This window comes from Thalassotalea coralli, from assembly GCF_055786205.1.
This window is the reverse complement of the sequence record NZ_JBVVBK010000005.1, coordinates 1-12,245: the sequence shown is the minus strand read 5'-3', so window position 1 is coordinate 12,245 and position 12,245 is coordinate 1. Positions and strand designations below refer to the sequence as shown.

Sequence of the window (12,245 nt, the reverse complement as noted above, 5' to 3'; positions counted from 1 at the left end):
TTATGAACAACTAAGCTCTGCTCCAGCTCTTGTCTCATCTTTATTGTCATTGTCTGTATCTTGAGTTAAATAGGCTCGTCCTGACAACGAAATCTCTACACCGCGCGCTAAACTTGTATCGTCGCTTGGACAATAGGTAAACCTAACATTGGCGCCATTTTGTATTCTACCTGTAGGTAGATATACGATACTGTTGCCATCACTAAAGGTAAGTTTATCGCTGGATTCAATTTTTGCCTTAATCTTTACCAGCTCATCATCCGCTGCATTATAAGTCGCTGGATCGTCACCATTGATAAAGACACTAATTTCATTTTGCCAATTAGCGCTGCACGCATTTCCATTTAATGGACATACAGTTACCGGTTGACCACTATTTATCGAAGCATTTCTAGCAGACAAGAGAAGTCGCTGTAATTCAATTGTTTGGGCATCTACTGTATTTTTTGTGATAAAAGTTGTCATACCGGGCATAGCAATAGCTAAAGCAGCTCCTAGGATAGCTACTGTCACTAAAAGTTCTATCATCGTCATCCCAAGCTGTTGTGAATGCTTTGCTTTCAAACAATAAATACTCTTCATTTCAACACCAAAACGCAAGATGCGTAAAACTTTAGCCTTACATTAGTTATACCACTGTTTAAAGCTAGCTGCCACTGCATTAAGTACAGCGTATAAACTTATTGCTGCGAGTTTTTTGTTTGTTGTGTGTGGTTTGAAAGCTTACGTAAAACCTACCAGAGGTGGCGACGATTAAACCTCTTGCTAATTCTAGGTGTCGATAAGGGCAATATTTAAAGGTGCCATTTTGCCCCCAGCCTTTTAAATAACCTAAAGAACCATAAGTAATTGCTGTTCTTGTTTTCGCGTATTGCAAGATATCATTTTGTGTAACTTCGTCTTTTATCGCAAACACTTCTTCTTGTGCAATAGGCTCGTAAATTCGATTGTTGTTAAAATCCGAGAACACATACAGTTTCTTATTCCAATCATTTGTACATGTATTATCCAATCCTAGCGGGCAAAGCGTTACTGGGTGCTGCCCATTGATAGCTTGATTTCGGGCTACTTGTAGTAGTTTAGTTAATTGATAGATTTCTGAGTCTACCCGAGTTTTTACTAGTAGGTGAGAAAAGCTAGGAACTGCGAAAGCAGTAATAGACATAAGAAGTGAGATGGTAATCAGAATTTCAATCAAGGAAAGTCCTTTTTCCTTTTTCATAACGTCATCCTTAACGTAAATTGAGATTACTATTTATAGTCGGGGTTTAGGTAGATTGCCAACCTAGATTGTAATTAGTCGTAAATCGTTGGGATAGGCTGACGTTTGTGTTGAGTTTTTAAGTAAATAGAAACAATTTTATTTTCAATCTCTTTGCTTACGCCTTTGCCTTCCAAAAAGTTGTCTAATTGCTCGTAGCTAATGCCTAAGGCATCTTCGTCTTTTTTACCGGGAGCTAGCTCTTCAAGATCTGCAGTAGGTGCTTTCTCAACTAATACAGAAGGTGCACCAAGGTGCTTCGCTATCATTCTAACCTGACGTTTAGAAAGGCCGAAAAGCGGGATAAGATCGCAGGCACCGTCACCCCATTTGGTAAAGAACCCCGTGATATTTTCCGCTGAATGGTCTGTACCTATCACTAAACCGCCTAATATTCCCGCAATGTGATATTGGACAACCATTCGGGTTCGCGCTTTAACATTACCTTTTGAAAAATCAATTTGAGCATCGCTTGCCTTTAATAAATCACTAGAGGCCAATGCATTCTCTACTTCTGAGTGAATTCCATCTGCACCAGGCATTACGTTTGTTGTTAAACAGTGAGAAGGTTGAATAAATTCTACTGCCAGTTGAGCTTCATCTTCATCTGCTTGCACATTGTAAGGTAATCTTACTGCAATAAACTGAAAGGTGTCTGATTGTTCTTTGTTTAATTCGTTAACAGCCATTTGTGCGAGCTTACCACAGGTCGAAGAGTCAACGCCGCCACTGATGCCTAGTACTAGGTTTTTCAGCCCAGATTTTACTAACGTTTGCTTAATAAAGTCGACGCGTCGCCTTACTTCAAACTCGACATCAATTGTAGGTAACACGCGCATTTCTTTGATGATTTCTTCTGGTGACATAGACTCACACACTCTTGATAACGTAATAAAAATATTTGGTGGTTGAGTCTACCAAAATCACTCACAGAATGTGAGCAAATTTGCATTTAACGGTTTAACCCGCGAAACAATTGTGTAGAATATTAGATAATTTAAAGTTGTCTGAGATAGTTAATGAAAAAAATAGAAGCGATAATTAAACCATTTAAACTGGACGACGTACGAGAAGCTCTAGGAGAAATTGGCGTCACAGGGATGACTGTTTCTGAAGTAAAAGGCTTTGGTCGTCAAAAAGGTCACACTGAACTGTACAGAGGTGCAGAATATATGGTGGACTTTCTACCTAAAGCTAAATTAGAAATTGTCGTAGCTGATGAACAAGTGGAGCGTTGTGTTGAAGCAATAATGACGACGGCACAAACTGGCAAAATAGGCGATGGTAAGATTTTTATTACCAATGTAGAACGTGTTGTTCGTATTAGAACTGGTGAAGAAGACAACGAAGCGATTTAGTTTTAGGTACTAACATAAAAAAACCTGCTATTGATGGCAGGTTTTTTTATTTCTGTGAGCAATGAAACTCTAGTTAACCATAGAGTTATCAGGGTAGTTTGCCGCTAATACTTGAAGGGCATTCTTTTTCAAATCATCCATACCCATTTTGTCGTATGACTCGATCATAATTTCTAACGCTTGCTCTACTTCATGACTAGGAGAGAAATACTCCACAATATATCTGCCTCGATTCGCCGCTGAAGCATATGCTTCTCTCGTAAAGTAATATTGAGCGACAGATAGTTCATATTTTGCTAATCGAGATTTAATGCCAATCATGCGTTGTCTTGCATCGTTAGCATATTTGCTATCAGGATATTTAGTTAAAATAGTTTTAAAATCGTTAAACGCATCGGTGGAAGCCGTTGCATCTCTATTTGAACGATCGATACCAGCAATATCTTGGAACAAGTTCGTTTCCGTTGATAGGTTAGTTAAGGCTCTCATGTAATGAACATAGTCAACATTTGCATGATTTGGGTTCAATCTTAAGAATCTATCTGCCAATGCTATACCTTGAGCTGAATCACCGCTTTTGTAATAAGCATAAATCAAATCTAATTGAACTTGATGAGAAATAGGACCGAATGGAAATCGAGAATCTATTGCGGAAAGAGTTTGGATGGCTTTGCTGTACAATCCAGCATCTAATGCTTCCCTAGCATCAACAAAAAGCGCTTGCGCAGATTTATCTGGTACTTTGGCTATTTCATCTTTATCAGGTGAAGATGAACAGCCCGTTATAGCAATTACGGCTGCAAAACATAGGTATTTTATTTTCATATTGTCCATAGACTTTGTTATCACTACTTTCTATCTAAGGTATTTAATTACTGCACATTTGTTAATTAGCTAATGTAATTAATCAGACAAGCAGGTAAAATATATCCTTGCATTCTAACTCAGCAAATTATCCTTGCACAGTGCTATTTCAATGAGATTTTAATGAAAGAGAAAATTCAACTAACTAAAACCATCCCTGAAACCTGTTTAGGTAAGCGTTTCGACCAAGCAATTGCTGAAATGTTCCCTGATTATTCTCGCTCTCGTTTGAAAGAATGGATTTTGGCTGGCGATGTAATGCTTGACGGACAAGTTCAAACCAAAGCAAGGCTAAAAGTTTTTGGCGGTGAAACTGTCGATATTGATGCCACTATTGAAGCAGAACAGCGCTTTGAAGCTCAAGAGATCCCATTGAATATTGTCTATGAAGATGATGATATTTTAGTGATCAATAAGCCAGCAGACCTTGTCGTGCACCCTGGTGCAGGAAATCCTGACGGAACTATATTAAACGCATTATTACATTATTGTCCTGAGATTGAACTTGTTCCTAGGGCAGGGATAGTTCATCGTCTAGATAAAGATACAACTGGTTTGATGGTCGTTGCAAAAACAATCGCGGCTCAAACTAATTTAGTAGATTCATTGCAAGCACGAGAAATTACGCGTGAATATGAAGCTATTGCCAATGGACAAATGACCGCAGGTGGTATCGTAGATGAGCCTATTGGTCGACATGCGACTAAACGTACTCATATGGCCGTAACTATGAACGGTCGTCCTTCAGTAACTCATTACCGCGTGATGGAAAAGTTTCGTTCACACACGCGTCTTCGATTACGATTAGAAACAGGAAGAACGCACCAAATTCGCGTTCATATGGCACACATTGGTCATGCGTTAGTTGGTGACCCTTTATATGCCGGGCGTCCAAGGCTTCCTAAAAATGCGACGCCTGAACTTATCGATACCTTACGAGGGTTTAGACGACAAGCATTGCATGCAGCCATGCTTTCGCTATTTCACCCTGTTACTGGCGAGCAAATGACATGGCACGCTCCTGTGCCAGAGGATATGGTCGCTCTTACTGATATTTTGCGTGTGGATAGCAAGCAAAACTCAGATGCCAGCTAACCCTTTAATCACTCCGGTTGAGTTCGGCATTGCTAATGTGCAAGCCGTTCAAACTAATGCAGGACTTGTCTCAGAACAGAAACCGTTCGGGTCATTTAATTTAGCTTATCATGTTAATGACAAGCCAGACTGTGTTAAAGAAAATAGAGCGAAACTATTAAAATCTTGCTCTTCTTTGCATTCGATTCAGTGGCTTGAGCAAATTCATGGTAACGACGTAGCGACCGTGGACGGATTATTGAGTGTACCTCCTAAAGCAGATGCTATGGTAAGTTGTCAATCTGGAATAGCGTTAGCGATAATGACCGCCGATTGTTTGCCTATTTTACTATGTAATAAAGATGGAACAGAAATAGGGGCTATACATGCCGGTTGGCGACCTTTAGCTGCAAATATCATTGATAATACACTTAACGCTATGGAGTCTTGCTCAAACCAACTGCTTGCTTGGCTAGGTCCATGCATTAGCCAAAAGCACTTTGAAGTCGGGCATGAAGTTTATGAAACTTTCCTCAGGTTAAATAAAGAATTAGCGCAGTATTTTATTAAAACGAGCGATGACAAGTGGCATGGTGATATCGCAGGCATAACTAGACACATATTAGCAGCACATGGTGTTGAAATTATTAACGAAAGTCAGCCTTGTACATTTTCTGACGACAACTACTATTCTTACCGTCGTAAACATCTAACAGGCAGAATGGCCTCTGTCATTTATATTCCCCAATAGCAAATAAAAAAACAAGCGTGGAAAGATTTTGTAACAATTCAAAATTACATTATTTAGATTGTGTGCGTACAATTTTTCTCTAGCAGACATGCAATTTTAAATGTCTGTTAAATAAGTCTATTGAACCTTATTTTAATCAATAAAAAATAAAGGAATTTTGCATTTATACTTAAATGCAATTTTTAAAAACGACAAATACAATTTATAAAAGTTTTATGCAGGGAGACACATGAGAATAATAACAGTACTCTTTTTAAGTTGTTTATTTGGTTGCGGTGGAGGGAGCAGTTCTAGCTCTGCTAATAGTCAAACGTCACCTAACCAATCAACTTCGCCAAATACGTCAATTGGTAGTCCACAAGATAATATCGAAATTCCCGATAATTCTATATCAAACCCCTATAAAGTCTTATTAATTGGTAATAGCCATGTACGCGCATACAATTTAGGCGATACTATTAAACTATTAATTGAGCATGGAAAGCCTAATAGCCAAGCTACAGTTGAAACGTTAACCGGCATTGAATACTTAGATGAGCGTGTTGAAGATGGCATCACACAAGAAAAGATAGATAGCGGTCAGTGGACACATGTTGTTTTACAGGGGCAAAAGTACTCGCAAAGCCAAAGTCGATCTTATTCCACTGTAGCTACGGAGTATTGGGTTTCGCAGGTTAAACATAACAACGCAACTCCAATTTTATTTCCAGAGCACCCTCAATTAGGAAATGCGAGTGAAGCTCAATACGTACACGATATTCATTTGTCGATAATAGAAAAGCAAAAGAGTTGCCTCGCGCCAGTTGGACTGGCATGGGATAAGCTTATTGACGATTATCCGCAATTAAACCTATACGATAATGATGGAAATCACGCTTCTTATACAGGATCAGTTTTTACTGCGATGATTTTCTATCAGGTAATTACGGGAGAGCTTGCTGATTCACTGCCGAATATAAGCGAACTTAACTTACCTGATGATGTGCAAGAGCAATTAAAGCAAACAACCTCATTTATTCTTGAGTTACATCAAGCCTGCAACTATTAAAACTTGAAATTCTCCTACTTGCCCATAAATTTAATGACAAGTAAGTCGTAAGACCAGTAATATGGCAGTAGGAGAATTTTTATGCGATTAGACCGCTTTACCCAAACATTTCAAATGGCTATTTCCGATGCGCAATCTATGGCGCTTGGAAAAGATCATCAATTTATAGAGCCTAGCCATTTGATGTTATCCCTTCTCAATCAAAACAACTCTAGTACTATTCCGCTTTTTAAAAGCGCAGGCGTTGACATTTATTCTTTGCGTTCACAATTAGAGTCGGTACTCGTTAGTTTACCTCAAGTCTCAGGTACGGGAGGTGATGTACAGTTATCTAGTTCACTAGGTAATTTATTGAATTTGTGTGATAAATACGCGCAAAAATTAAATGATCAATACATATCATCTGAAATTTTTGTTCTAGCAGCCATGGAAGACAAAGGAAAGCTGGGACAAATTTTGAAATCACTTGGTGCAACTGAAAAGCGATTAAAAGATGCGATAGAGCATATTCGTGGCGGCCAAGCTGTTAATGATGCCAATGCTGAAGATGTTCGCCAAGCATTGGATAAATATACGGTAGATGTCACGGAGCGAGCTGCAGAAGGAAAACTAGATCCTGTAATTGGTCGCGATGAAGAGATTCGACGCACTATTCAAGTATTGCAGCGAAGAACGAAAAATAACCCTGTATTGATTGGCCAACCTGGTGTGGGTAAAACTGCGATAGTCGAAGGGTTAGCGCAACGAATTGTCGATCACGAAGTACCTGAAGGTCTAAAAAACAAACGCGTATTGTCTCTTGATATGGGGGCTTTAGTCGCTGGTGCAAAGTATAGAGGCGAGTTTGAAGAAAGGTTAAAAGCCGTACTAGGTGAATTAGCTAAAGAAGAAGGTCAGGTGATTCTTTTTATTGATGAGCTTCATACCATGGTAGGTGCTGGTAAAACTGACGGAGCGATGGACGCTGGCAATATGTTAAAGCCTGCTCTAGCTCGAGGTGACCTTCATTGTGTAGGTGCTACTACTTTGGATGAATACCGCCAATATATTGAAAAAGACGCGGCACTTGAACGTCGCTTTCAAAAAGTTTTAGTGGAAGAACCAAGTGTAGAAGATACTATTGCTATTCTTCGAGGGTTAAAAGAACGGTATGAATTACATCATAACGTCGATATTACCGATCCCGCAATCGTTGCAGCAGCGACGCTATCACATCGATACATTGCTGATCGACAATTGCCAGATAAAGCAATCGATCTTATCGATGAGTCAGCCTCCAGCATTCGTTTGCAAATGGATTCTAAGCCAGAAGAGCTAGATAGACTTGAACGAAAAATTATTCAATTGAAACTTGAGCAAAAATCACTTGAAGAAGAGTCTGATGAGTCATCTATTAAGCGTTTATCTTTAATTAACGACCAATTGAGAGAATTAGAGAACCGTTATCATGAACTAGATGAAGTTTGGACATCGGAAAAAGCAGCTATTCATGGTACTCAAGCAATAAAGGGCGATTTAGAGCAAGCGCGAATTGAATTAGATCACGCAAGAAGAAGCGGTGACTTGAATAAAATGGCAGAATTGCAATACAGCAAAATTCCTGAGCTTGAAAAGCAACTGGATTTAGCGTCACAAGCTGAAATGCAAGAAATGAGTTTACTCCGTAACAAAGTAACAGATGTAGAAATTGCTGACGTGTTAAGTAAAGCAACTGGCATCCCTGTTTCTAAAATGCTCGAAGAAGAAAAGGACAAACTACTGCGCATGGAAGAGGAGCTTCATCAACGCGTTATTGGTCAATCAGAAGCTGTTTCTAGTGTAGCTAACGCAATTAGACGCTCACGGGCAGGGCTTGCTGATCCTAACCAGCCAATTGGATCATTCATGTTTTTAGGTCCAACAGGGGTAGGAAAAACAGAGTTAACGAAAGCATTAGCACATTTTCTTTTTGATAGTGAAGACGCGTTAGTTCGAGTTGATATGTCTGAGTTTATGGAGAAGCACTCGGTTGCCCGCTTAGTTGGGGCGCCTCCAGGCTATGTTGGCTATGAGGAAGGTGGATATTTAACTGAAGCTGTACGCCGTAAGCCATATTCAGTAGTACTGTTAGATGAAGTCGAGAAAGCACATCCTGATGTATTTAATATTTTGCTGCAAGTACTAGATGATGGTCGATTAACTGATGGTCAAGGCCGTACTGTAGATTTTCGTAATACCGTAATTATTATGACGTCGAATATTGGCTCTGAGCTTATTCAACAATTTGCCGACGATAGTCAGTACAGCGAGATGAAACAACGGGTTATGGTTGAAGTAGGACAGCATTTTAAGCCAGAGTTTATCAACCGAGTCGATGAGTCAGTGGTTTTTCATCCACTTCTTGCAGAGCAAATTAAAGAAATCGCCAGTATCCAAATAGACGAGTTATCTAAGCGATTATTGGCCAAAGATATAACCTTGTCTATTTCAGATGATGCATTAACATTTATTTCTGATGTTGGGTTTGATCCGTTATTTGGTGCCAGACCATTAAAACGTTCAATTCAAAATTTAGTCGAAAATCCATTAGCGCAAAAACTGTTAAGAGGTGACTATCAATCAGGTAGCCAAGTGTCGATTACGTTAGTAAATGGACAGCTAGCCTTTTAATAGTCATTTGTATCGTTGAGGTTATTGCTGCTGGCAATATACCTCAACGTGAGTTTGGTTAATTCTCAACTGCTGCTCTTTCTCTTTTTCAGTGAGGACTCGGACTGAACCATCTTCAGCAGTGAATTGAATGTTTTCAAATGTTTTTAACGTTTCTATATTTTTAGTCGCCGCTTCACAACGCTCTGTATCTTGGTTCTTAATAGACGTTTCGTTTAATTCATTCTGTGGAGGTTGAAGGTTATCAGTATTGCTTGCAGGAACAGAAGTACTCGGACTGGCATTTTTTGTTTGGGTAGGTTTTTGAGCGGCACCAAAGACTGTAACTTGTTCAAAGTTAACATGTTGAGGTTGATGCTGGCTAAAGTGAACAACATTGTTTTTATCGATCCATTTATACACCACCACGCCTTCAGCTATCGCTGTAGAAGTTACACTTAACACCCCTAAAACTAATAAAGCTTTGCGCATCGAGTACCTCAAAAAACATCCTTTCCTGTTGATTTTATAGCAGTACTAAAGCAGAAACACAATAAAACCTGTAACTGACCAATTACAGAAAAAATATCGCTTGTGGTTATATATAGTTTTACTATGTTAAATAAAGAGATAATTTTTAAGGCTTGATTCAACTATATGTCTGAAGAAAAACATGAAACTAACCCTCCTTCTAAAGGGATTTATCTATTACCCAATTTGTTGACTACCGCAGGTCTGTTTGCTGGCTTTTTTGCAGTAGTCGCTTCAATGAAGCTGCAATTTAGTAGTGCAGCTATCGCTATTTTTGTCGCCATGATCTTTGACGGCTTAGACGGCAGGGTAGCGCGCATGACCAATACTCAAAGTGATTTTGGTGCTGAGTACGACAGTATGGCTGACATGGTGTCGTTTGGTATTGCGCCAAGTCTCGTTATTTATAATTGGGCTTTATCTGATTTAGGTAAGTTTGGCTGGTTAGCTGCATTTGTGTTTGTTGCTGGAGCGGCATTACGGCTAGCCAGATTTAATACACAGGTTGGCGTGGTGGATAAGCGGTATTTTCAAGGGCTAGCAAGTCCGGCCGCAGCCGGTGTTATCGCGAGTGTCGTGTGGTTAGGAACTGAATATCAAGTGGACGGTAAAGACCTGAATCTGTTTTTTGCAGTATTAACTATTGTTGTGGGGCTACTGATGGTTAGTAACTTTCGATACAACAGTTTCAAAGATGTTGATTGGAAAGGTCGAGTTAACTTTATAGTTGTTCTTATTATTGTGGCTGCTTTTGTTGTCGTTGCTGCAAGCCCAGCGGAACTATTAACGGTTATTTTTGTTGGCTATGCCTTATCAGGCCCTGTTACTACCATACGAGCGGTTAGGAAACTTAAGCTGGAACACGTAGTGGGTGATGACAAAGATGCGCAATTCAAGAAAAAAGATAACGACATAAATAGTTAAGTACCGCATTAATTGTGAAAAAAGTGTCAGTATTTTTTACAGTCAATTAACATTTTTATGATGGTACTTTTTAACTTGTTGAAATTTATATGGAAAAAATTTGGGTGCATTTATTGCATTAGATTTTTGTCAATTTTCAACGAGTATTTAGATTCGTTAATTGTTTGAATAATAAAAATATATTGGAGCCCCCATGAGGACATTTAAAAAAGGATTGTTATCCACTGTTGTAGCAATAGCAGCACTTACTGCCAATACCGCTTCGGCAACTAAGTTTAATTTAACTTATGATGCAAGCCAGTTTGCTGACGCTAAAGGACAGGCTGCACTTGCTGGTTTTGAAGAAGCCGTAGCTTTTTGGGAAAGTCAGTTTACTGACGATGTAACGGTAGAGCTTAATATAGGCTTTGCAGCATTAAATCCTGGAGTTTTAGCTCAGGCAGGTTCAACTCGTGTTGACTTGCTTTATCATAATGTAATGCTTGCTCTAATGAATGACGTAACATCTCAAACTGATGCTATCGCAGCATCAAACTTAGAATGTAACGATATTGGCGAAGCTTATTGTGGTTTTACTTTCTTAGGGTTAGAAAAAGATGCTAACGGTAATGATGTTATCGAGCATGATACTGACGGTGGTACCGGTGATAACGTTCGAGTGTTAATGACACAGGCAAACGCTAAAGCTTTAGGTTTCACTGAAGATCTTTTTGGCGATGCTATTGGCGGCTCTGATGGAACTTTAACCTTTAGTAGTGAATTTAATTTTGATTTTGATGCTTCTGATGGTATCGATGCAGGTGCGTTTGATTTTGTTGGTGTAGCTATTCATGAAATTGGCCACTCGTTAGGTTTTATTAGTGGTGTGGATCTTTATGACTTTTACCATGGTTCACAAACAGATTTAGACCCATATGGTATTGCGTCTACTTTAGATCTTTTCCGTTATACAACTGAAAGTACTGCGCTTGGTGCAAAAGACTTTAGACCTGGTAGTGATGCTTACTTCTCTATTGATGGCGGTGCAACCAATATTGCGCCAATGTCTTCAGGCCGTACACATGGTGACGGACAACAAGCGAGCCATTGGAAAGACAACTTAGATATAGGTGCATTAGATCCAACTGCCGCTCCAGGTGAATTAGTTGATGTAACAGCGTTTGATTTACTAGCTTTTGACACTATTGGTTGGGACTTAGCTATTAATCAAGTACCTGAACCATCAACATTGGCTATTTTTGGTATCGCAGGTTTTGGTTTATTCGCTTCTCGTAGAAGAAAAGTTAGCTAAGTTATCGTCTGATACTAACGACTATTTAAAAACTCCCGATTAAAAATCGGGAGTTTTTTCACTTTTACTAGCGTAATAACCGATTTGTACTAAGCTTTATGGTTACCTTTTAACTGGTTTGTACAATCTTTGACCGAACAAACATTTTTTTGAAAAAAAGGGTTGCGTCTTTTCAGAAGATCTCTACAATGCGCATCCACTTCTCAGGGACAACCTAGAAGTCAGTGAGATGAAGTGTTTTTACTAGGTTTTTAGCAAAAACATCCAACACAAAAAATTATTTAAAATTAAATAAAAAAAAGTGTTGACATCAAAACTGAGATGCGTAAAATGCGCATCCGCTCTCAACGGTAGAGCACACGGGCAACACGAATGTGATGTTGTTCGAGATTCGAAAGAATCAGTTCTTTAACAATTAGTTATCATGCAATTTGTGTGGACATTCACAGTGATACGGTTTTACCAGTCACGTAAGTGACAAAACTATTTCAGTGATGTTCATACATAAAATACTT

12 protein-coding genes are annotated in these 12,245 nt (G+C 39.1%); 7 read left to right on the top strand and 5 right to left on the bottom strand.

Annotated features, from left to right (window positions below):
• The 3 genes from ACOB80_RS13155 to nadE form a co-directional block, all read right to left on the bottom strand.
• Positions 1-582, bottom strand: coding sequence for a GspH/FimT family pseudopilin (locus ACOB80_RS13155; protein ID WP_473166305.1), 582 nt, complete (start codon positions 580-582; stop codon positions 1-3).
• 79 nt (positions 583-661) lie between these two features.
• A complete protein-coding gene (locus ACOB80_RS13150; RefSeq protein WP_473166304.1) occupies positions 662-1,222 on the bottom strand; it encodes a GspH/FimT family pseudopilin in 561 nt (186 codons plus the stop codon).
• Positions 1,223-1,296: 74 nt separating this feature from the next.
• Positions 1,297-2,127, bottom strand: a complete 831-nt coding sequence (gene nadE / locus ACOB80_RS13145; RefSeq protein ID WP_473166303.1) for an NAD(+) synthase — start codon at positions 2,125-2,127, stop codon at positions 1,297-1,299.
• A 153-nt stretch (positions 2,128-2,280) separates the two neighbouring features.
• On the opposite strand from nadE, the gene glnB reads away from it, so the two are divergent.
• Positions 2,281-2,619: a nitrogen regulatory protein P-II gene (gene glnB / locus ACOB80_RS13140; protein WP_473166302.1), complete on the top strand. Its 339-nt coding sequence runs from the start codon at positions 2,281-2,283 to the stop codon at positions 2,617-2,619.
• Between the two features lie 69 nt (positions 2,620-2,688).
• Here glnB and ACOB80_RS13135 read toward each other — a convergent pair whose 3' ends face one another.
• On the bottom strand, positions 2,689-3,444 hold the full coding sequence (locus tag ACOB80_RS13135; RefSeq protein WP_473166301.1) for an outer membrane protein assembly factor BamD: 756 nt from the start codon (positions 3,442-3,444) through the stop codon (positions 2,689-2,691).
• Between the two features lie 162 nt (positions 3,445-3,606).
• Here ACOB80_RS13135 and rluD point away from each other — a divergent pair, with 162 nt between their 5' ends.
• The 4 genes from rluD (at position 3,607) to clpB (ending at position 9,005) form a co-directional block, all read left to right on the top strand.
• The gene (gene rluD, locus ACOB80_RS13130) at positions 3,607-4,578 is read left to right on the top strand and encodes a 23S rRNA pseudouridine(1911/1915/1917) synthase RluD (RefSeq protein ID WP_473166300.1); all 972 of its coding nucleotides are present in this window, start codon (positions 3,607-3,609) and stop codon (positions 4,576-4,578) included.
• Complete coding sequence (gene pgeF, locus ACOB80_RS13125; protein ID WP_473166299.1) at positions 4,568-5,308, top strand: peptidoglycan editing factor PgeF; 741 nt, start codon at positions 4,568-4,570, stop codon at positions 5,306-5,308. Before rluD ends, pgeF begins: the two co-directional genes overlap by 11 nt.
• A 229-nt stretch (positions 5,309-5,537) precedes the next feature.
• Entirely contained in the window at positions 5,538-6,356 is an 819-nt protein-coding gene (locus tag ACOB80_RS13120; RefSeq protein ID WP_473166298.1) for a hypothetical protein, read from the top strand.
• 81 nt (positions 6,357-6,437) lie between these two features.
• The gene (clpB, locus tag ACOB80_RS13115) at positions 6,438-9,005 is read left to right on the top strand and encodes an ATP-dependent chaperone ClpB (protein WP_473166297.1); all 2,568 of its coding nucleotides are present in this window, start codon (positions 6,438-6,440) and stop codon (positions 9,003-9,005) included.
• Positions 9,006-9,026: 21 nt separating this feature from the next.
• Here clpB and ACOB80_RS13110 read toward each other — a convergent pair whose 3' ends face one another.
• Positions 9,027-9,476, bottom strand: coding sequence for a hypothetical protein (locus tag ACOB80_RS13110; protein ID WP_473166296.1), 450 nt, complete (start codon positions 9,474-9,476; stop codon positions 9,027-9,029).
• Positions 9,477-9,641: 165 nt separating this feature from the next.
• Between ACOB80_RS13110 and pssA the strand changes: the two genes are divergently transcribed.
• A complete protein-coding gene (pssA, locus tag ACOB80_RS13105) occupies positions 9,642-10,439 on the top strand; it encodes a CDP-diacylglycerol--serine O-phosphatidyltransferase (protein ID WP_473166295.1) in 798 nt (265 codons plus the stop codon).
• Between the two features lie 193 nt (positions 10,440-10,632).
• Positions 10,633-11,730, top strand: coding sequence for an NF038122 family metalloprotease (locus tag ACOB80_RS13100; RefSeq protein WP_473166294.1), 1,098 nt, complete (start codon positions 10,633-10,635; stop codon positions 11,728-11,730).
• The last annotated feature ends 515 nt before the right edge of the window (positions 11,731-12,245 follow it).